General features: G+C 70.2%; 18 protein-coding genes. 10 read left to right on the forward strand and 8 right to left on the reverse strand.

Features of this window, described 5'->3' with window-relative positions:
- Window positions 1-28 precede the first annotated feature (28 nt).
- From rplW to rpsJ, 4 genes are read right to left on the reverse strand one after another with little or no spacing between them, the layout of a single operon-like run.
- A complete protein-coding gene (rplW, locus tag OHA19_RS16570; protein ID WP_003966958.1) occupies window positions 29-352 on the reverse strand; it encodes a 50S ribosomal protein L23 in 324 nt (107 codons plus the stop codon).
- Window positions 352-1,002, reverse strand: a complete 651-nt coding sequence (rplD, locus tag OHA19_RS16575) for a 50S ribosomal protein L4 (protein WP_072485541.1) — start codon at window positions 1,000-1,002, stop codon at window positions 352-354. The genes rplW and rplD overlap by 1 nt, the downstream gene beginning before the upstream one ends.
- A gap of 4 nt (window positions 1,003-1,006) precedes the next feature.
- Entirely contained in the window at window positions 1,007-1,651 is a 645-nt protein-coding gene (gene rplC, locus OHA19_RS16580; protein WP_072485542.1) for a 50S ribosomal protein L3, read from the reverse strand.
- A 13-nt stretch (window positions 1,652-1,664) separates the two neighbouring features.
- Window positions 1,665-1,973, reverse strand: coding sequence for a 30S ribosomal protein S10 (gene rpsJ, locus OHA19_RS16585; RefSeq protein ID WP_003948644.1), 309 nt, complete (start codon window positions 1,971-1,973; stop codon window positions 1,665-1,667).
- Between the two features lie 509 nt (window positions 1,974-2,482).
- Between rpsJ and OHA19_RS16590 the strand changes: the two genes are divergently transcribed.
- The 4 genes from OHA19_RS16590 (at window position 2,483) to OHA19_RS16605 (ending at window position 9,235) form a co-directional block, all read left to right on the forward strand.
- The gene (locus OHA19_RS16590; RefSeq protein WP_405750634.1) at window positions 2,483-4,153 is read left to right on the forward strand and encodes an RNA ligase family protein; all 1,671 of its coding nucleotides are present in this window, start codon (window positions 2,483-2,485) and stop codon (window positions 4,151-4,153) included.
- Window positions 4,153-6,453, forward strand: a complete 2,301-nt coding sequence (locus OHA19_RS16595; protein WP_405750637.1) for a poly(A) polymerase — start codon at window positions 4,153-4,155, stop codon at window positions 6,451-6,453. The genes OHA19_RS16590 and OHA19_RS16595 overlap by 1 nt, the downstream gene beginning before the upstream one ends.
- A gap of 54 nt (window positions 6,454-6,507) precedes the next feature.
- Window positions 6,508-6,966 carry a GNAT family N-acetyltransferase gene (locus tag OHA19_RS16600; protein ID WP_405750640.1) on the forward strand — a complete coding sequence of 153 codons (459 nt, stop codon included), beginning with the start codon at window positions 6,508-6,510 and terminating at the stop codon, window positions 6,964-6,966.
- 202 nt (window positions 6,967-7,168) lie between these two features.
- On the forward strand, window positions 7,169-9,235 hold the full coding sequence (locus OHA19_RS16605) for a PIG-L family deacetylase (protein ID WP_405753263.1): 2,067 nt from the start codon (window positions 7,169-7,171) through the stop codon (window positions 9,233-9,235).
- A 152-nt stretch (window positions 9,236-9,387) separates the two neighbouring features.
- On the opposite strand, the gene tuf is transcribed toward OHA19_RS16605, so the two are convergent.
- From tuf to rpsL, 4 genes are all read right to left on the reverse strand, one after another.
- The gene (gene tuf, locus OHA19_RS16610; RefSeq protein ID WP_072485548.1) at window positions 9,388-10,581 is read right to left on the reverse strand and encodes an elongation factor Tu; all 1,194 of its coding nucleotides are present in this window, start codon (window positions 10,579-10,581) and stop codon (window positions 9,388-9,390) included.
- A gap of 160 nt (window positions 10,582-10,741) precedes the next feature.
- Complete coding sequence (fusA, locus tag OHA19_RS16615; protein WP_405715803.1) at window positions 10,742-12,868, reverse strand: elongation factor G; 2,127 nt, start codon at window positions 12,866-12,868, stop codon at window positions 10,742-10,744.
- Between the two features lie 38 nt (window positions 12,869-12,906).
- Window positions 12,907-13,377 (reverse strand): 30S ribosomal protein S7, encoded by a 471-nt coding sequence (rpsG, locus tag OHA19_RS16620; protein WP_072485550.1) that lies wholly within the window; start codon window positions 13,375-13,377, stop codon window positions 12,907-12,909.
- Window positions 13,378-13,379: 2 nt separating this feature from the next.
- Window positions 13,380-13,751, reverse strand: coding sequence for a 30S ribosomal protein S12 (gene rpsL, locus OHA19_RS16625; protein ID WP_003948652.1), 372 nt, complete (start codon window positions 13,749-13,751; stop codon window positions 13,380-13,382).
- Window positions 13,752-14,133: 382 nt separating this feature from the next.
- Between rpsL and OHA19_RS16630 the strand changes: the two genes are divergently transcribed.
- The 6 genes from OHA19_RS16630 to OHA19_RS16655 all read left to right on the forward strand — a co-directional run bounded on the left by OHA19_RS16630 (window position 14,134) and on the right by OHA19_RS16655 (window position 21,065).
- Window positions 14,134-14,883, forward strand: a complete 750-nt coding sequence (locus OHA19_RS16630; protein WP_405715801.1) for a Crp/Fnr family transcriptional regulator — start codon at window positions 14,134-14,136, stop codon at window positions 14,881-14,883.
- 146 nt (window positions 14,884-15,029) lie between these two features.
- Complete coding sequence (locus OHA19_RS16635; RefSeq protein WP_405750643.1) at window positions 15,030-15,803, forward strand: hypothetical protein; 774 nt, start codon at window positions 15,030-15,032, stop codon at window positions 15,801-15,803.
- Window positions 15,800-17,971, forward strand: a complete 2,172-nt coding sequence (locus tag OHA19_RS16640) for a hypothetical protein (protein WP_405750645.1) — start codon at window positions 15,800-15,802, stop codon at window positions 17,969-17,971. Before OHA19_RS16635 ends, OHA19_RS16640 begins: the two co-directional genes overlap by 4 nt.
- 29 nt (window positions 17,972-18,000) lie before the next feature.
- The gene (locus OHA19_RS16645) at window positions 18,001-19,470 is read left to right on the forward strand and encodes a hypothetical protein (RefSeq protein ID WP_405750648.1); all 1,470 of its coding nucleotides are present in this window, start codon (window positions 18,001-18,003) and stop codon (window positions 19,468-19,470) included.
- Window positions 19,467-19,976, forward strand: a complete 510-nt coding sequence (locus OHA19_RS16650; RefSeq protein ID WP_405715795.1) for a Pycsar system effector family protein — start codon at window positions 19,467-19,469, stop codon at window positions 19,974-19,976. Before OHA19_RS16645 ends, OHA19_RS16650 begins: the two co-directional genes overlap by 4 nt.
- Window positions 19,977-20,000: 24 nt before the next feature.
- Window positions 20,001-21,065 carry a M48 family metalloprotease gene (locus OHA19_RS16655; RefSeq protein WP_405715793.1) on the forward strand — a complete coding sequence of 355 codons (1,065 nt, stop codon included), beginning with the start codon at window positions 20,001-20,003 and terminating at the stop codon, window positions 21,063-21,065.
- Window positions 21,066-21,108: the final 43 nt, after the last annotated feature.

Consider the following 21,108-nt stretch of genomic DNA (forward strand, 5'->3'; position numbering starts at 1 on the left):
CGTCCGATTCCGGACGACTCGACCTCCGTCAGGAGGTCGGGCCGCCGAAGATGTCGATACGGTCGCCCTCGGCGAGGGTCACGATGGCGCGCTTCGTGTCGGCGCGCTTGCCGAAACCGGTGCGGGTGCGCTTGCGCTTGCCCTGCCGGTTGATCGTGTTGACCCCGGTGACCTTGACCGAGAAGACCGCTTCCACGGCCTGCTTGATCTGGGTCTTGTTGGAGCCGGGCGCGACGATGAACGTGTACTTGTTCTCGTCGAGCAGCGCGTAGCTCTTCTCGGAAACGACCGGCTTGACGAGAACGTCGCGCGGGTCCGAGTAGGTCTTGCTGGTAACGGTCGCCTCGCTCATCAGGCGTCGCTCCCTTCGGTCTCAGCGGTCTGGGGGCCAGACACGAAGGACTCGAGGGCGGCCTGGGTGAAGACCACGTCGTCAGAGACGATCACGTCGTACGTGTTCAGCTGGCCCGGCTCCAGGATGTGCACCTGGGGCAGGTTGCGGGCGGACAGCCACGCGGCCTCGTCGGCACGGTCGACGACCAGGAGCAGGTTCTTGCGCTCCGAGATCTTGCCGAACAGCGTCTTGGCGGCCTTCGTGGAGACAGCTCCGTCGACCACGCCGGTGACGACGTGGATGCGGGAGTGACGGGCCCGGTCGGAGAGGGCACCGCGCAGGGCGGCGGCCTTCATCTTCTTCGGGGTCCGCTGCGAGTAGTCACGCGGCTGCGGGCCGTGGACGACGCCACCGCCGGCGAACTGCGGCGCACGGGTCGAACCCTGGCGCGCGCGGCCGGTGCCCTTCTGGCGGTACGGCTTGCGGCCACCACCACGGACTTCGCCGCGGGTCTTGGTCTTGTGCGTGCCCTGACGGGCAGCTGCCAGCTGTGCGACGACGACCTGGTGGATCAGCGGAACGCTGGTCTTCGCGTCGAAGATCTCCGCGGGGAGCTCGACGGTACCGGCCTTGTCGCCTGCCGGCGAAAGGATGTCAATGGTGCTCATTACCTCAAGCCCCCTTGGCCGCGGTACGGACCAGGACGAGGCCGCCGTTCGGACCGGGGACTGCGCCCTTGATGAGGAGCAGACCCTTCTCCGCGTCAACCGCGTGGATGGTCAGGTTCTGGGTGGTGACACGCTCGTTGCCCATGCGACCCGCCATGCGCATGCCCTTGAAGACACGGCCGGGGGTGGCACAGCCACCGATGGATCCGGGCATACGGTGCACACGGTGGGCACCGTGCGACGCCTTGCCACCCTTGAAGTTGTGACGCTTCATCACACCGGCGAAGCCCTTGCCCTTGCTCTTGCCCGTGACGTCGACCTTGACGCCGGACTCGAACACCTCGGCAGTGACCTCCTGGCCCAGCGTGTACTCGCTGGCGTCAGGGGTGCGGAGCTCCACCAGGTGGCGGCGCGGGGTCACGTCGGCCTTGGCGAAGTGGCCCTTGAGGGGCTTGTTCACCTTGCGGGGGTCGATCTCGCCGAAGGCGATCTGGACTGCCTCGTAGCCGTCGTTGTCGTTGGTGCGGACCTGGGTGACGACGCAGGGCCCGGCCTTGACGACGGTCACCGGGACGACCCGGTTGTTCTCGTCCCAGACCTGGGTCATGCCGAGCTTCTCGCCCAGGACGCCCTTAATGTTCTTAGCCATCTCGCGCGTCACCTCAGAGCTTGATCTCGATGTCGACGCCCGCCGGCAGGTCGAGACGCATCAGCGAGTCAACCGTCTTCGGCGTGGGGTCGAGGATGTCGATGAGGCGCTTGTGCGTGCGCATCTCGAAGTGCTCGCGCGAGTCCTTGTACTTGTGCGGCGACTTGATGACGCAGTACACGTTCTTCTCAGTGGGCAGCGGCACCGGGCCTGCGACCGACGCACCAGTGCGGGTCACCGTCTCGACGATCTTCTTCGCCGAGGAGTCGATGACCTCGTGGTCGTAGGCCTTGAGCCGGATGCGGATCTTCTGTCCCGCCATGGCTACTAGTAGTCCTGTCTCTCGCTAACGCTCTGGAACCCGGGAGTTCTAATGACTCCACCTCCGACCCACGCGGTCGGGCGTGTCGCATCCCCTCTACGCAGATCTCCCGAAGGATTTCCCAACCAAGGGGGTGCGGGCCCGAGGACCGCAGGACCGGGGGCGAAACACCCACCGGGCGCCTGGCCGGTGCCCCACTGACGCTTCCCGGAAGATTCCCGTACGTCCGACCCGCAAGGGGTCGACGAGTACTGTGGGACTCGCTTCCGGTCCTCCCGGCGGGAGGCGCGCAGCATTGACACTCAACCGAGCAACCTGGTCAGTGTGCCATACGGGGAGTGAGCCTGGCCAATCGGGCCGAGGATCTTACCCCGCGTGGTCGCTCGGTCAAACGCGGGCGCGCAGCGGAGGCCGTGCCGGGCGCCCTCATCGTAATTGGGTCGAGCCGTCCGCACCCCCGTGCCTACAGTGACCGGCCGGGCAAACCGTCGTCACCAGGGGCATCGATCATGCGTACGCACTATCCGCGCACCGCCCATCTGCCCTGGTCCCCCGGGACCACCTCGGACGACGTGCGGATCGCCGGTCTCGCCGCGCTGACCGGCCGCGAGGTCGTCGTCACCGAGAAGCTGGACGGCGAGAACACCACGCTCTACGCCGACGGTCTCCACGCCCGCTCCCTGGACTCCGCCCACCACCCCTCCCGGGGCTGGGTGAAGGCGCTCCAGGGCCGGGTCGGGGCACGGATCCCCGACGGGTGGCGGGTCTGCGGCGAGAACATGTTCGCCCGCCACTCGATCCCGTACGAGGACCTGGAGAGCTTCTTCTACGGCTTCTCCGTCTGGGACGGGGAGCACTGCCTGGACTGGGACCGGACCACCGCGTTCCTGCGGGACCTGGGGATACCGGTGCCGCCGGTACTGTGGCGCGGAGTGTTCGACGCCCGCGCGGAGAAGGCACTGCGGGCGATGAAGCTGGACACCGGCCGGCAGGAGGGGTACGTCGTACGGCCCGCGGACGGCTTCGGCGCGGCGGACTTCCGGCACCTGGTGGCCAAGTGGGTGCGGCCCGGACACGTACAGACCGATACGCACTGGATGCACGCCGCCGTCGTGGAGAACGGCCTCGGCCCGGCCGCCGCCCTGTGGGCCGTACGGTCCGGAGCCCCGGTCGACGCGGCGGCACTGGCCGCCGCCACCGGCACGGACGCGGGGGACGCCGGGGCCGCCGCCGCGATGGCCGATGCCCTCGACGCGCTGGGCCGGACGGGCGAGGACCGGCTGACCGGGGTACTGGCCGCGCTGCTGCACCGTTCCCGCCGCCCCGCACTCGCGCCCGCGCTGGCCCCCTCGCTCGGGATGCCGCTCGCCCGCCGCGTCGCGGACCTCGTCGGACTGCACCCCGCCCTGCACCGCCCGTACCCGGACGAGGAGCGCCGCACCGGGCTGGTCCGGATGTCGTTCGCCGCCGGTCTGCCGCTGCTGCACGCGCTGGCCGCCACGGTCGCGGACACCGCCGAGGCGCGCGAACAGGTGGAGTGGTCGGAGCTGCACGCGCGGGACGTGAGCGAACCGGCCGGGTTGCGGGAGGCGTTCGCGGATCTGGAACCGGACGCCGCCGACCGCTGCCTGGCGCAGGCCCGTGAGGCGTACGCCCTGGGCCGGGTCACCACCGCCGAGGAGGCGGTCGCCGCGACCTGGCGCTGGCGGACCGGGGACTTCCCGCGCCTGGTCCAGCTGGTCGGCCCGTCCGGCAGCGGCAAGAGCACCTTCGCCCGCGCCCTGCCCGGCGTCGACACGTACCTCTCGCTCGACGATCTACGCCTGGCCCGGGGTTCGCGCGCCGACCAGAAGGCCAACGGGGACGTGCTGCGTGAGGGGCTCGACCGGCTCGACGCCGCGCTCACGGCGGGCTCCGCGGTCGTCTGGGACGCCACCTCGCTCAACACCCACCAGCGCTCCCTGGTGCACGCGGTGGCCCGGCGCAGGGACGCGCTGCTCACCCACGCCGTGGCGCTGGTCGACGAGGCGGAGCTGATCCGCCGCAACGGGTGCCGCAGCCACCCCGTGCCGCCCGAGGTGCTGGCCTCCCAGCTGCACAGATTCGTGCCCCCGTACCCCGGCCAGGCGCACCGGACCTGGTACATCGGCGCGAGCGGCACCGTGGAGGACAGGGCCTGATGCGTACCAGCGAGGAGATCTACCACCGGGTCCGCTGGGATTCCCGGTTCGACCCGGCGCGCTTCGTGATGGGCGTGGCGCAGCGCGGGACGGTGCCCAAGCGGGTGCCGCTGCATCGCTTCACACCCGGCGGGGACATCCCCTGGCACCGGGTGCTGTTCTTCGAGGCGGACGGCGAGGTGGTGTGGGACCGGTCCTCGGGCGTGGACCGGATCGACGCGACGGAGGCCGGGCGGGTGCGCGCCCCGCGCCGGCTGCCGTCCCCGTACTTCGTCTCCCGCACACCGCACGCGTTCTCGGCACCGGAGGCCGCCTGGACGCCGGTGCCCGAGGACGCGCCGACGCCCGGACCGCCCGCCTCGCTGACGCTGCTGACCTGGAACACCCTCTGGGACCGCTACGACAGCGACCGCATCGACACCGCCCGGCGCCGCCCGCTCCTGCTGGACGCCCTGCGCGCCGCGGACGCCGACGTCATCGCCCTCCAGGAGGCCGAACCCGCCCTGCTCACCCTGCTGTTGGCGGCGCCGTGGGTCCGCGCCGGCTACACGTTCTGGGCCGACCCGGCGGGCCGGGACGTCGCCGACTGCGGGCTGCTGCTGCTCAGCAGGGTGCCGGTGCGCGAGGCGGGCCTGCATGCCCTCGGCCCGCACAAGGCGGTCGCGGCGGTCGTCGTGGACGGGCCGGGCGGGCCGGTCACGGTGGCGGCGACCCACCTCAGCAGCGACCACTCGGCCGACGGCGCCGCCCGGCGCGATACCGAACTGGCCGATCTGGCAACGGGGTTGGCGGCGGTCGAGGGCGATGTGACGCTGCTCGGCGACTTCAACGACGGCGGTGACACCCCGCAGGACCGGCTGGGGATGGCGGACGCCTGGAGCCGGGTGCACGGCACGGACGACCGGACGCCCACCTTCGACCCGACGGTCAACCCGCTGGCCGCGGTCTCCTCCCTGACCGGGCGGGTGTCCCGGCTGGACCGGGTACTGGTCCGCTCGGAGCGGCTGCGGTCCTCCTCGGCGGTGCTGCTGGGCGACGTACCGACGGCGGACGGGCTGTACGTATCGGACCACTTCGGGGTGCGCGTGGAGCTGGCCGCCGAGGCGGCGCGGGACGCGGCCCGGGAAGCGGCGGAGGCGGCGTGCGCGGCCGATGCCGTACGCCGGATCGCCGCCGAGGAGGCGTGCGCGGCCGATGTCGTGCGCCGGATCGCCGCTGCCCTGCCCGAAGGCCGTGTCCACCTGGCCGGCTCCCGGCGGATGGGCTGTGCGCTGCCCGGCGCGGACGTGGACCTGGTCGCGGCGCTGCCCGGCTCGGTGGATCTGCCGGGGGTACGGGAGCGGCTGGCCTCGGCCCTGCCGGACGCCGTCGGCCTGCGCGAGGTGCCCGGTGCCCGCGTACCGGGTCTGCGCTTCGCCCTCGGCGGCCTGAAGGTGGACCTGGTGACCGTGTCGACGGGCGCCCTCGCCCCGGCCGAGGCGGTGGCCCGGCGCGCCGGCCTGGGCGAGGCGGCGGCCACGGCGCTCAGCGCGGTGAGCGACGCGGACGCGGTGCTCGCGGCGGCGGACCCGCACCGGGCGGCGTTCGCCCGGCTCGCCCGCGGGGTGAAGGGCTGGGCGCGGGCGCGCGGCCTGGACTCCGCACCGTGCGGCGGCCTGCCGGGCCTCGCCTGGTCGGTGCTCGCGGCCCGTACCGCCCGCGAGTCGGGCGAGCTGCCTCCGCTCCCCCTGCTCAGGCACTTCTTCGCGACCTGGGCGACCTGGGACTGGGACCGCCCGGTCGGGACCGGCGGGACCGGCGGGACCGATGGCCTTGGTGTGACCGCAGCGTTCCCCCTCACCGTGCTGACCCCGACCGACCCCGTCCGCCCCTGCACCGCACAGGTCTCTCCGGCCGGCCGGGACCTCCTCGCCGAGGAGCTCTTCCGCGCCTGGGAGATCCTGGAGTCCGCCGACGACGCCGGCCCCGTACCGCACGCCCTGCTCCGCACCCCGCCGCCGCTGCACCTGCGGCACGCCGCCTGGGCGATCGTCTCCGTGCGGCAGGGCGAGGACGAGGGCCGTTTCCGCGGCCGCCTCCTGGCTCTGCTCGCCGCCTTGGCGGAGGCGGGTTCCCCGGACGCGCACGCCTGGCCGCGCCCGTGCGGCACCGGCGCCTCCCACGTCCAGTACGCCATCGGCCTGGGCCGCACCCCGCCAGACGGGGCCCGGCTCGCGGAGATCGGCGCCGAGCTGCTGCACGGCATCCCGGAGGCGGGGCTGCGCCGGGCTGACCGCGGTCAGGCGCCCGAGCTGCGGTGACGGCGGTCGGGAGGCGACGGGAGACGACCTCGTCGCCCCTGTAAGAATCCGTCCATGACGACTGGCACCCCCAGGACCTGGGCCCTGCGCCCCGCCCTGCCCGAGGACGTCGAGGTCCTGGCCGAGCTCAGGGCCACCGCGATGCGCCCCGACCTGGAGCGGCTCGGGCGTTACGACGAGCACCGCGTACGCCAGAGGCTGCGCGACGTCTACGCGCCGGAGCACACCTCGCTCGTGGTCGTGGACGGCGAGTTCGCGGGGGCCGTCACCCTGCGCCCGGTCGAGGACGGCCTGTGGCTGGAGAACTTCTACCTCTCCCCCGCCCTCCAGGGGCGCGGGATCGGCACTGCGGTGCTCCGCTCGCTGCTCGCGCGGGCCGACGAGGAGGGCGCGACCGTACGGCTGGACGTGCTCCAGGGCAGCGCCGCCCGAGCGCTCTACGAACGGCACGGGTTCACCGAGGAGCGCCAGGACGCGATCGATGTGTTCATGGTGCGTACACCCGTGCGTTGAACCGTCCGGGTCACATCATCGGATATCCAGGCAACCCACCTCCGGGAATCTCCGTCTATCCCCCCGCAGCAGCGGCTCTCCACCCGCCGCGACCTGCACGGATTCAGTACGCAGCACAGGGCCGCCCAACCGCCCGCTGCGGGGGAAGTGGACGGAGCACGGTGTGACGGATCGACCTGCCTTGCGCGCATCCCGCCTGGGAATGCCGCGGCGCACCCTGATGGCCGCGGCCGGCGCGACCGGACTGGCCGCCCTCACCGCCTGCACGGCGCCCTCGCCGCCCCGCCGCCGCGATCCGGCCGCGGACCCGATGCCCGGGCTGCCGATAAGTACCTCGCACCCGGCGCTGATGATGCAGATCCTCGCCCACCCGGACGACGACCTGTACTTCATGAACCCGGACACCCAGCAGGCGCTCGACGCCGGGACGCCGCTGGTCTGCGTCTATCTGACCGGCGGTGAGGCCACCGGCGTCAACCGCGTGCCGGGACGCCCGCTGCCCGCGCCCGACAAGGCGGCGTACTCCTCCTCGCGTCATCAGGGACTCCGCCAGGCGTACGCGACCCTGCTCGGCCTGGGCAGGTTCACCCCGTGGCAGAAGTCCGTCATCGAGCTGCACGGCGGCCACCGCGCCGAGCTCGACACCCTCGCCCACCGCGGCCGCAGGGTCGAGCTGATCTTCATCAACACCGCCATGCACACCACGTACGGGCGGCTCGGACTGCCCAGCCTCTGGCAGGACCGGCGGCTGGTCCTGCCGACCGTCGTCGCCGACGGCTCACCGCTCAGGAAGGTGGGTTCGTACACCTACGACGGGCTGATCGACGTCCTGGCCGGGCTGTTCGAGCGGTACCGGCCGAGTGCCCTGCACACCATGGACCCGGACCCCGACATCCAGCACAGCAGCGAGGCCGTCCGGCGCCGGGACAGCGAGCAGCAGGGCTACTCCGACCATCCCGACCACACCGCCGCCGCACTGTTCACCTGGGCCGCGCTGATCCGGTGGGTGGCGCGGACCACCAAGAACGGCGGCGAGGTGCCGAGCTTCGCCGCCACCGCGTTCCGGGCCTACTACAACCGGCACTGGCCGAAGAACCTGCCGCCCGCCGTGCTGGCCGAGAAGGCCTCGCACCTGGTGCCGTACGGCGGCTCGGCGGACTGGCGGTGCGGCAATCCGGCGGGCTGCGGGGACTACAACGTGGGCGGCAACCGGCCGCTGACCAACCGGAAGGGCTGGGTGCGCTCCACCCACTACCGCTACCCGGGCCCCCGGCCCGCCGTCGCCGCCGAACCGGACGGCCGGCTCGTCGCCTACGGCGTGCTGGGCCTGCGGGCGGTGCGGCGGCGCGAGAGCGCGCCCGGCAGCGGGGTGTGGGACGCGCCGGACGACCTCGGCGGCGGCCCGCTCGCACCGGTGCTGGGCAGCGCGACGCTGCCGGACGGGCGCCATCTGCTCTTCGGGCTGCGGTTCTCGGCGCTCGGCGGGCACGGCGCGGACAACGAACGCGAGATCGTCGCGCTGGAGCAGCGTTCCCCCGGCGGTGCCTTCCGCGCCTGGCAGGGGCTGGGCAATCCGGAGCGCGGCCACGACAACGGACGCCGGATCGGTGTCCCGGTCGCGGTCGCCGCCCCCGACGGGCGGGTGCACCTCTTCGTCCGGAACGCGGAGAAGGGCCTCAGCACCCGGGTACGGGACACGGCCGGCCGGTGGAGCGGGTGGCTGGACGTGGGCGGCGGCGAGATCCAGGACGGGCTGAGTGCCGTGGTGGACGCCGCGGGGTGTGTCCATGTCTTCGCGGCGGGCCGGTTCGCGGTGCACCACTGGACGCAGGACGCGCCCGGCGAGGCGGTGACGGCCCGCACCCAGATCACCGGGGTGCCGGTGCCCGGGGACGGACCGGCGGCGCTGGCGGGGACGGACGGCAGCATCGAGCTGTTCTACCGCGCGGCGGCGAAGGCCGCCCTGACGACCGTACGGACCAGCGAGACCGCCGACGAGACCGGCATCGACGGCTTCGGCCGCCGGATCCCGGACCGGGCGGGCTTCGACGGGTACGGGCCGGTGGCCGCCGCCGGGTCGTCGGCCGCCCCGGTACTGCTCGGCCGCACCGCCGAGGGCCTCGTCCAGCTCCGTACGCCCGGAGGACTCTTCGTGCGACGGCGCGGGCCGGTGGCGCTGGACGGGCCGGCCTTGCACGTCGGTCCGGACGGAAGGCCGACGGTGGTGGCCATGGGGCCCGACGCCCTGCCCTGGATCTGGCGCCCCTGAGGCCGAGGCAGGTCCGGGCCCGGACGTGAAGAAGCGCCCGGACATGAAAAAGGGTCCGGACGTGAAGAAGGGCCCCGGTCCACCGCTCGCGCGGCGGGCCGGGGCCCTTCTCGGTGCTCTGTGCGGAGCAACCAGGTCAGACAGTCAGGTAATTACTTGACGATCTTGGTGACCTGGCCGGCGCCCACGGTCCGGCCACCCTCACGGATGGCGAACTTCAGGCCCTCCTCCATGGCGACCGGCTGAATCAGCGAGACCGACATGACGGTGTTGTCGCCCGGCATGACCATCTCGGTGCCCTCGGGGAGGGTCACGACGCCGGTCACGTCCGTGGTACGGAAGTAGAACTGCGGGCGGTAGTTGTTGAAGAACGGGGTGTGACGGCCACCCTCGTCCTTCGACAGGATGTAGGCCTGGGCCTCGAACTCGGTGTGCGGCGTGACCGAACCGGGCTTGATGATGACCTGGCCGCGCTCGACGTCCTCGCGCTTGATGCCACGGAGGAGCAGACCGACGTTCTCACCGGCCTGGCCCTCGTCGAGCAGCTTGCGGAACATCTCGATGCCGGTGACCGTGGTGGTGGTCTTCTCCTGCTTGATACCGACGATGTCGACGGTCTCGTTGACCTTCAGGATGCCACGCTCGATACGACCGGTGACGACAGTGCCACGACCGGTGATCGTGAAGACGTCCTCGATCGGCATCAGGAACGGCTTGTCGACGTCACGCTCGGGCTGCGGGATGTTCTCGTCGACGGCCTTCATCAGGTCGAGGACGGTCTGGCCCCACTCCTTGTCGCCCTCGAGCGCCTTGAGCGCCGAGACCTTGACGACCGGCAGGTCGTCGCCCGGGAACTCGTACTCGGAGAGGAGCTCACGGACCTCGAGCTCGACGAGCTCCAGGATCTCCTCGTCGTCCACCATGTCGGCCTTGTTCAGGGCGACGACGATGTACGGAACGCCGACCTGGCGGGCCAGGAGCACGTGCTCCTTGGTCTGCGGCATCGGGCCGTCGGTGGCGGCGACCACGAGGATGGCGCCGTCCATCTGCGCCGCACCCGTGATCATGTTCTTGATGTAGTCCGCGTGACCCGGGCAGTCGACGTGCGCGTAGTGACGCGACTCCGTCTGGTACTCGACGTGCGCGATCGAGATCGTGATACCGCGCTGGCGCTCCTCGGGAGCCTTGTCGATCTGGTCGAAGGCCGAGGCCTCGTTCAGGTCCGGGTACGCGTCGTGCAGCACCTTGGTAATGGCGGCCGTGAGGGTCGTCTTACCGTGGTCAATGTGACCGATGGTGCCGATGTTGACGTGCGGCTTAGTCCGCTCGAACTTCGCCTTCGCCACTGGGTCCTCCTGTGGAGTGGTTCTGTACGCCTTGCTTCATCGGCGCCAGGTGATCTTTGCTGGGATGCCGGGGCCGGGGGCATTCAACACATTGCTTTCGCTCTGCGAGGAATGCCCCACCAGGCTCCGGTGACAAGCCTAAAGCGTGAGCTCGGGAGAGTTACTCGCCCTTGGCCTTCGCGATGATCTCCTCGGCGACGTTCCGCGGAACCTCGGCGTAGGAGTCGAACTGCATCGAGTAGCTTGCGCGACCCGAGGTCTTGCTGCGGAGGTCTCCGACGTAGCCGAACATCTCCGAAAGGGGCACGAGGCCCTTCACGACGCGAGCGCCGCTGCGCTCCTCCATGGCCTGGATCTGGCCACGGCGGGAGTTGATGTCACCGATGACATCGCCCATGTAGTCCTCGGGCGTGGTCACCTCGATGGCCATCATCGGCTCGAGGAGCACGGGGGACGCCTTGCGGGCACCCTCCTTGAACGCCTGCGAACCGGCGATCTTGAACGCCAGCTCGGAGGAGTCGACCTCGTGGTAGCCACCGTCGAGAAGGATGACGCGGACGCCGACCATCTCGTAACCGGCCAGGATGCCGAACTGCATGGCTTCCTGAGCACCCGCGTCCACCGAGGGGATGTACTCACGGGGGATGCGGCCACCGGTGACCTTGTTGACGAACTCGTACGAGGCCTCGCCGCCCTCGATGGGCTCGATCGCGATCTGCACCTTGGCGAACTGACCGGTACCACCGGTCTGCTTCTTGTGGGTGTAGTCGATGCGCTCGACGGCCTTGCGGATCGTCTCGCGGTACGCGACCTGGGGCTTGCCGACGTTCGCCTCGACGCGGAACTCGCGCTTCATGCGGTCGACGAGCACCTCGAGGTGAAGCTCGCCCATACCACCGATGATGGTCTGGCCGGTCTCCTCGTCGGAGTGCACCTGGAAGGACGGGTCCTCCTCGGAGAGGCGCTGGATGGCGACACCCAGCTTCTCCTGGTCACCCTTGGACTTGGGCTCGATGGCGACCTGAATGACCGGCGCCGGGAAGTCCATGGACTCCAGGATGACCGGGTTCTTGTCGTCACACAGCGTCTCACCGGTGGTGGTCTGCTTCAGGCCCATGACGGCGATGATGTCGCCGGCGCCCACCGACTCGATCTCCTCACGCTTGTTCGCGTGCATGCGGTAGATCTTGCCGATGCGCTCCTTCTTGCCCTTGACGGAGTTCAGCACCGAGGTGCCGGACTCCAGGCGGCCCGAGTAGACCCGGACGAAGGTGAGCTTGCCGAGGTGCGGGTCGCTCATGATCTTGAACGCGAGGGCCGCGAGCGGCTCGTCGTCGGACGGCTTGCGCTTGACGATCTCCTCCGGGTCCTTGACGCCGTGGCCCTCGATGGCCTCGACGTCCAGGGGGGAGGGGAGGTAGCGCACGACGGCGTCGAGCAGGGGCTGAACGCCCTTGTTCTTGAACGCGGTGCCGCAGAACACGGGGGTGACGGTCGTCTCGCCGTCCTTGCCCGAGTTGATGGTGATGCGACGGATGCCCTCGTAGAGCTGCTCCGCAGAAGGCTCTTCGCCCTCCAGGTAGAGCTCCATGAGCGCCTCGTCGTTCTCCGCGGCGGCCTCGAGGAGCTTGCCGCGGTACTCCTCGGCCTTCTCCGCGAGCTCCGCGGGGATGTCGACGATGTCGTACGCCTCGCCCTTGGTCGCCTCGACGGGGTAGACGAACGCCTTCATCGTCACGAGGTCGACGACACCCGTGAAGTCGGCCTCGGCACCGATCGGGAGCTGCATGACGATCGGGGTCGCGCCGAGGCGGTCCGTGATCATCTGGACGCAGCGGAAGAAGTCGGCACCGGTGCGGTCGAGCTTGTTGACGAAGCAGATACGCGGCACGCCGTAGCGGTCCGCCTGACGCCAGACGGTCTCGGACTGCGGCTCGACACCGGCGACACCGTCGAACACGGTGACGGCGCCGTCGAGGACGCGGAGCGAACGCTCCACCTCGACGGTGAAGTCGACGTGACCCGGGGTGTCGATGATGTTGATGGTGTGGTCAACATCATTGAGCGGCCAGTGGCAGGTCGTCGCGGCGGACGTGATCGTGATGCCGCGCTCCTGCTCCTGCTCCATCCAGTCCATCGTGGCAGCGCCGTCGTGGACTTCACCGATCTTGTACGAGACGCCGGTGTAGAAGAGGATCCGCTCAGTGGTGGTCGTCTTGCCCGCGTCGATGTGGGCCATGATCCCGATGTTGCGGACCTTGGCCAGGTCAAGCGAAGTGGTGGCCATAAGGCTCAATCTTCTCTCGGTCTCGATGTGGGTAGCGACTACCAGCGGTAGTGCGCGAAGGCCTTGTTGGACTCGGCCATCTTGTGGGTGTCCTCACGCTTCTTGACGGCAGCGCCAAGACCGTTGGAGGCGTCGAGCAGCTCGTTCATGAGGCGCTCGGTCATGGTCTTCTCACGGCGGGCGCGGGAGTAACCCACGAGCCAGCGCAGTGCGAGGGTGGAGGCGCGACCGGGCTTGACCTCGATCGGCACCTGGTAGGTGGCGCCACCGACACGGCGGGACTTGACCTCGAGCGAGGGCTTGACGTTCTCAAGCGCGCGCTTCAGCGTGATGACCGGGTCGTTGCCGGTCTTCTCGCGGAGGCCCTCCATGGCGCCGTACACGATCCGCTCGGCGGTGGAACGCTTGCCGTCCAGCAGGATCTTGTTGATCAGCGAGGTGACAAGAGGAGAGTTGTAGACCGGGTCGATGATGACCGGGCGCTTCGGGGCGGGGCCCTTACGAGGCATTCTTACTTCTCCTTCTTGGCGCCGTAGCGGCTGCGGGCCTGCTTGCGGTTCTTGACACCCTGGGTGTCGAGCGAGCCGCGGATGATCTTGTAACGAACACCCGGCAGGTCCTTCACACGGCCACCACGCACGAGCACGATGGAGTGCTCCTGCAGGTTGTGTCCCTCACCCGGGATGTAGGCCGTGACCTCGATACCGGAGGTCAGACGCACACGCGCGACCTTACGGAGCGCCGAGTTCGGCTTCTTCGGGGTGGTCGTGAACACACGCGTGCAGACGCCGCGGCGCTGGGGCGAACCCTCGAGTGCGGGCGTCTTGTTCTTCTCGACCTTGTCCTGCCGGCCCTTCCGGACCAGCTGCTGGATCGTAGGCACTACTTCTCCGGTTTCTGTGTGCCGTTCGTGAAACTAACCTGGAACGTCACCGACCCACGCGGTCGGGTGTGTCGAATACTGCAAGCTCCTGCCGCGAGGCAGAAGGAGCGCAGATTGCGGTAGCCACTGACGGACTCGCCGTGCGGTTGAGGACACGCACACGAGCCCAGGCACACCCCAGGCACAAGGTCTGAGCGTACCTACCTCGTCGACTCCGGTCAAAACAAATGCTGTCCACCAGGACACGCCGGACTTCCACAGGTCACGGACGACGGAATCGAGACAGCCGACCGGAGGCGCACGGCAGGAAAGCAACCTTGGCGGTCCGGCAATACGTGTTCTCAGTACATTGAACCGCGAGGCGGACGATCGGGGGGACGGGATGGCGGCTGCATACGTACCCGACGGCGACGGACTCGACGATCGGGTGCCCTTCCTCGCCCGCCTGGAGCGTGAGGACCGGGTGTCCCTGCTCGGACTGGGCCGCGAACTGACTTTCGCCTCTCGATCCCCCCTGCTCAGACAGGACGAGCCATCCGCGTACGTCCTGTTGATCGTCAACGGCTGGACGAAGGTCACCACATCCGCGCCGAACGGTTACGAGGCGCTGCACGCCCTGCGCGGCCCCGGCGACATCGTGGGCGAAGCGGCCGCGCTGACCGGCCGGCCACGCTCGGCGACGGTGACCGCGCTCTCCCCTGTGCGGGCCGTGGTCGTGGCGCACGAGAAGTTCCGCGCGTTCGTGGCCGGCTCCGCCACGGTCTCGCTCACGCTCCTGGCGTTGTCCGCCGACCGAACGCGCGCCGCGGACCGGCGCAGCCTGGAGTTCGCGGCGATGACGGTACGGGAGCGTTTCGCCGTCCTGCTGCTGGATCTGGCCCACACCCACGGCGGCCGTACGGACGAAGGCATCGAACTCGACATACCGCTCAGCAAGCAGGAGCTGGCCGGGGCGGTCGGAGCGTCCAGGGAAATGGTCCAGCGGCTGCTGAAGGACTTGCGCGAACGGGGCATCGTGCTGACGGGGCGGCGGGCGATGGTGATCGTGCGGCCGGATGCGCTCCGCCGAATCGCGCGGGCTCAGGATGCCTTCCACCCGGTCGTCCGCCTCGAAGCTCCGCAGGCTCCGTAGAAGCAGGCTCCGCACGCCGCCCGCGGCCGCAGGTGACTCTGTGCACACGGTCACACTCCGAGTGAGTCATCCGCCCTCACCGCCGCGGCCCCATCAGCCTCACTCTCGTGTCTTCGGCCCACGGAGACCCGAGCGAGAGGCACCCCATGACCGATCCCGTGAACAGCACGATCCTGCTGCTCGACATCGAGAAGTACAGCGAGCGTGACGATGTCGAGCAGGCGTATCTGCGCCGCATGCTCTACGACCTCACCGACCGGACGCTCCTGGCTGCCGGAATCGACGAGACCCGACGCAGGCGGGCGGACCGCGGTGACTCCGTGATGGAGCTGATCGACGCCAACTGCTCGGTGATCGCTCTGCTGCGGGCGCTGCTCACCGAGGTACCGGCCCAATTGCACGGCCAGAACCGGCGCGCGTCCGCCTCGGCACAGATGCGGCTTCGTGGAGTGGTCGCTTCCGGGTACGTCGCGGTGGACCGGCTCGACGGGTGGGTCGGCAGCGACCTCAACCACGCGTGCAGACTGCTTGACGCGGAGTTGCTGAGGACGGCGCTGCGGGAACACCCGGGCGACTTCGCGCTGTGTGTGTCCGATCCGGTCTACCGGGGGGTCGTGCGGCACAGCCACGTCGGCGTCCCGGCCGAGGAGTTCCGCTCCATCACGGTGGACAGCAAGAACGGTCCGCTCGCCGCGTGGCTGCACGGTCCGCTCCCGGGTGAGCACCCGTTCCCGGCGAGCCGGCGGTTGGAGACCCCGTCGGCCCCGGGCCTTGCCCCGCAATCGCCGGCCAAGGAGTTCGACTTCGGCGGCGCCACGGTCAATGGTGGTGTCTTCGGCGGGACCAACCACGGCATCGGCGGCGGCACATTCTCCGGGGACATCCATCTCGGTGATGGTGGCTGGGGGAACCGCCGGTGAGCACCGAGGAGCAGCCGCCCGGCTCCCAGCCCCCGACCGGGGGCGACCAGCCTTCCGAGGCGCAGGACGGCCGTCAGGGCGACGGGGAGGCCGCCGAGGAATCCGACCTGCCGCAGCCCGCCTGGGCGGCCCGGCGTGACCTGGAGAGCCACACCCCGCGGACCATGGGATTCGGCGACGGCACCCAGGTCGGCGGGGGCATCTTCGGCGGCATCAACCACGGCATCGGCGGTGGCACTTTCTACGGGGACGTCCTGGTCGACAGGACCGAGATCGTCTACCAGGTCGGCGCATCCTCCGCGCTCCATGCCTCGGGCGAGATCGCGCAGTCCACCTTGGATGAGTTGTCGGCCTGTTTCGTGCCCGCGCGCGCCGACTTCGACGCGCTGGTCGACCGGCTGCGTGAGGAGCATGTCCTGGTGGTCTCGGGCCCCTACTTCGCGGGCCGGCGGACCGTCGCGCTGATGCTGCTGCACCGGCTCGGCGCCGTTCCGGTCCGGGCGATCGGCCGGGACACCACCCCCGGACAGCTCACGGCCGGTCTCGGCGGCAGCGAGGCGCGGGACGGCCGAATCGGCCATGTCCTCTGCGATCTGATCACCGAGCGGGGCAGGCCGCTGCGCGAGGCGGACCTGCTGGCCGCCCGCAAGGAACTGGGCGAGGACGCGTATCTGGTGATCACCGTGGGACCGACGGCCCTGCTGGAGGACGTACCGGTGGTGAGCTGGCAGGCTCCCCCACCGGGTGATGTCCTCGCTGCGCACCTGGCGGTGCTGGTGGGCGAGGAGCGCGTGCCGGAGCTGCTGTCGCTGCCCGCCGCCACCACGTTCCTCGAACGGAGCCATCAGCCACGGGAGGCCGCCGAGTTCGCCCGGCTCCTGGCGAGGTACGCGGCCGGGGACGCCGACGCCGCGCAACTCGGGGACTTCTCCCTGGTCGCGCTGGAGAACCAGGTGCGGGAGTGGTTCGAGGACGACGGAACCGTGCTCCACCTGCGGGACAAGGCGTTCCTCGTCGCCCTGGCCTCCTTCGACGAAGGCCCGTACGCCCTGACGGCGGAACTGAGCGATCTCCTCTACGCCTTCCTCCAGGAGACCCAGGACGGGAAGCGGTTCCCCACCGTCCCGGTCTTCGGTACACACATCGGCAAGCGGCTCCAGTTGGCCAGGGCCCATCGGTTCGAGGACGAGGAGCCCACCGAGTGGGGACCCGTCCGGCAGGTGAAGGCCGCCTACCGGGACGAGCGGGCCGCGCTCGTCCTGCTGCGCGAGGTATGGACCGGGCACCCCTCGGCACGGCCCGCGCTCGTGCACTGGTTGCAACGGCTGGCGGGGGACGGCCGGCCGTTCGTCCGCACCCGCGCCGCCTCCACCGTCGCCGTCCTCGCCCATACCGATCTGCCGTCCGCCATGGCACTGGTCATCGAGCCGTGGGCCTCCTCCCACCTCTACCGGCACCGTGTCGTCGCCGTCAACGCGCTCACGCTCACTCATGTGCTGGGCACTCCCAATGTGCCTCGCATCCTCGACGCCTGGTGCGAGAGCGACGAATCGCCGCTGCGCTGGGTGGCGATTCGCGCCCATGGGCTGATCGGTCCGGAACGCCCCGCCGAGACTCTGGCGGCGCTGCGCGCGGCAGCCCGGCACCAGGCAGGACAGCCGGAGCCCGACACGGAGCTCTCGGGGCAACTCGCCGAGTCCGTAGAACTGTTGCTGCTGTCACCGGCAGGCGACGACGTGCTCGCGGGGTTGCTCAGGACGCTGCACGACGACCGCCCGGCGACCGATCTCGCACTCGGCGGATTCATCAGCGCCTGCCGTCGGACCGAGCAGGACGAACGCCACGGGCAGCCGCTCGTTCTGTCCTGGTACGCACGCGCGTCGGCCTCGCGGGCACCGGCCGCCGCCAGCATCGCCGAACTGTGGCGCACCGCTCTGGAAAGCCGGGGCCACACACGGGAAGCCCTGGACGTACTGCGCCGCTGGACGCTGGCGGCGGACCGCGCCCCCGGCACGGAATGGGCGCTCGCCGCGCTGTTGCCCTCACTCGTCACCACGTCGTCGGAGCACCAGCGGCTCAGCCACCTCCTGCGGACGATGCCGGGCGAGGACGGCACCGATCCTCCACCCGTGGCAAGCCGGCTGCTGGCCGTCCTGCCCCATCCCTGACCTGCGACCTCAGCCACAGGAGAGTGCCCATGCCCGAATTCCGCCGAGCCCCCGACTGGGACCAACGGGCCGACCGAGGAACGCGGCTGACCGACCCGGTGGTCACGGTCCGGCAGCTGTCCCGCTTCGGATTCGCCCGCCGCCCGCTCACGCGCATCGACCACGCACTGGTCTTCTCGGCCCCGGACGGCTCGTACGACACCTATCTTCCGCCGCGGCGGCCGACCCGGGCCGGAGCTGCCGCGAAGCGATACACCTCGGTGTACGAGGTCGACATGGGTGTCCATCCCGTACGCGAGGAGATCGGCCTGCCCAGCGACGACGACGCCTTCGAGTTCGGAGTGGTCGTCGAACTGTCGTGGCAGGTCGCCGATCCCGCGCTGTTCGTGGCGAGCCGGCACCGCGACGTGCCACGGCTGCTGATCGGCGAGTTGGAACAGCCGGCGCGGGCCGTCACCCGCCGCTACCCCGCTTCCCGAAGCGCGGAGGCCGAGGAGGCTCTGTTGCGGGAAGTGCGCGCCCAGGGTGCGCTCGGCATCCGGGCGGGACTCTTGGTGACCTGGACCGTACGGCTGCGCGGGGACCAGGGGGCTATCGATCACGTACGGCGCATGAGGTCCATCGATCACGCGGCCACCGAGCAGGTCCACACCGAGCAGCGCGGCAGGGAGCACGATGCCGCGATCGACCGGCGCGTCAGGGAGCAGGACGCGCTGCAGTGGGGCCGAGCGGCCGAATTCGAGCTTCAGCAGCACGAATTGAGGCTGCAACAGCAGAAGTGGCAGCACGCGGAGGCGGTCGGCCGGACCCGACGGCAGATGGAGCTTCAGCAGGTGAACGCGGAAAAGATCGCCTTCTACGAAAAGCACTTGGAACAGGGCGGCGTCCGCGCGTGGGCGCTCCATCTGGCCGACCATCCCGAAGACACCCGGCTCGTGGTGACCAGCCTGCGCCAGGACCAATTGCACATGATCAAAGCGCAGATGGAACTGGCAGGCGAGTTGCTGAAGGGCGACAGCGTGGAGAGCCACGAGCTGGAGGCGCCGAAGAAGAGGGCTCTCCAGGCGCTCATCGACGTACTGAACCAGCACCTTCCCGGAGTCAGCGCGCAGAGCACGGCCGAAGGCAGGCTGACCGTGTCGATGCCGCAGGATGCAGCGGGCCCGGTGCCGGAAGCGGTCATGAGACGCACGCCCTGGCCGGACCTCGACCTGACCGGCGGCACCGAGGCCGCTCCGGATGCAGGCGCCCCGCTGAGCCCCTTGCCGGGCTGGCAGCCGCCGCCGGGCTACGGCAGAACTCCCCTGGAACCGACGGGCACGGCCACGCCATCGGCTGCTGCGGAAGGGATGCCCGGAGCAGCCGACGTAGCCGGTGTGCCGAAGACAAGATCGGTGACCGCGGCAGGCTCTCACCTCCCCTCTCCGGCCTCCGTTCCCTCCGACGCCACGACGCCGGACGCCGCCGGAGCGCCGAATCAGGAGGGCCGCAGCACATGACCGACAGCCCATCGAGCCGGAACACCGATACCGGGGCGCGGCTCCTCCTCGATCTGCGCTCCGAGATCGCACGGGCCGACAGCAAGGCGTCCGTACTGGTCGCCGCGCTCGGCATGACCGCAGGCCTGATCAGTGGATGGCTGGCCGGCAGCGAGTGGCGCCCGAACGCGCTCTCCGTCCCCGGCACAGTCCTGTGGTGGACAGGCGTCGGCGGGCTGGCGACCGCGCTCCTCTCCATGCTGATGGCCATACTCCCGCGTTACCGCGGCAGCGCCTGGGGCCCTGGAGCCCCACTCACCTATTTCGCGGACATCCGGCGCGCCGCCCGACAGAACCGGCTGTCCGAAGCCCTCGAAGCCACCGAGAGGGCCCCGGCCGCCGCGCTTGTCACGGCCCTGACCGAAACCAGCCGGATCGCCGTCTGCAAGCACCAGTGGATACGGGTGGGGCTGCTCGCCTACTCCGTCGGCGCCGTCCTGCTCCCCGCCTCACTACTCCTCGGCTGACACTCCTCGTGCCAAAGGACGACCATGAATCCACCGACATCTCAGCCCCAGGACCCGAGCAACGGGTCCACAACGCCGGACGACGAACCCGTACCGCCCCCGGATCCGCACCGGACCGCCACCTCACCGACCGCACCCGATGACTTGATCTACGAACACGGGCCGGGCCGGCGGGTGTACTACACAGCACACCAGCGGCGAGTGGATGTCACCGCACTGGGACGGCTGACGCTGGCTCTGCCGACCTTCCTGATGAGCACGCTGGTGGTACTGCTCGTGAGCGCGGTCCTGGACGGCTGCCTCGGGCTGCCGTTCTGGATACCGACCCTGTTCTGGCTGGCATCCGGCGCACTGGTCTTCCACCGGCCCACAGAGGATCTGCTCGCCCGCTACCTGCTCGGGCTCCGGCGTCCGATGCCTCGGGAGGCCGCCCGGCTGGAGCCGGTCTGGCGGGAGGTGACTGCCATCGCCGGGGTGGACGGAGCGTTGTATCAGCTCTGGATCGAGGAGAGCGACGACCTCAACGCGTACGCCGCTGCGGGCCACATCGTGGGAGTCACCCGCTTCGCACTGGAGCAGTTGCCCGATGGCCAGCTGGCCGCTGTACTCGCCCATGAACTGGGTCACCACACCGGCGGTCATACCTGGACGTTGCTGTTGGGTCACTGGTACGGGCTGCCGGGCCGAGCGGCCTGGCGCGTCCTGCGTGTGATGGCCCGTTCCGTCGTCACGCCCACCAGGTGTGCCGTCTACCTCGCTGTCGGCGTCCTGCTCCTAGCGATCGGCGGGCTCGCCTCCACTGTTGCCGCGCTCCTGTACGGGTTGCCGCTGCTGCTCGGGCTTCCGTATCTGTCGGCGGCGGTGGGACGCCGCGCCGAATTGCGTGCCGACCGCCACGCCGCCGCACTCGGATTCGCGCCGAAACTGGCTGAGGTGCTGGAGACGATCCACTCGAACGAGGCCCGGGCCCACCAGGAGGCCCTCGCCATCACGGGAAAGCGGCTGGAACGCGAGTCGACGCCCGCCCGCCTGCTCTCCACCCACCCCGACGTCCCGACCCGGCTGCACCACCTGCGGCACTACCTATGAGCGGCCCACCGGAAAACGCCGGAGGGCGGCCACCCCGTACGAA

It is taken from the genome of Streptomyces sp. NBC_00012, assembly GCF_045040875.1.
Lineage (GTDB): Bacteria > Actinomycetota > Actinomycetes > Streptomycetales > Streptomycetaceae > Streptomyces.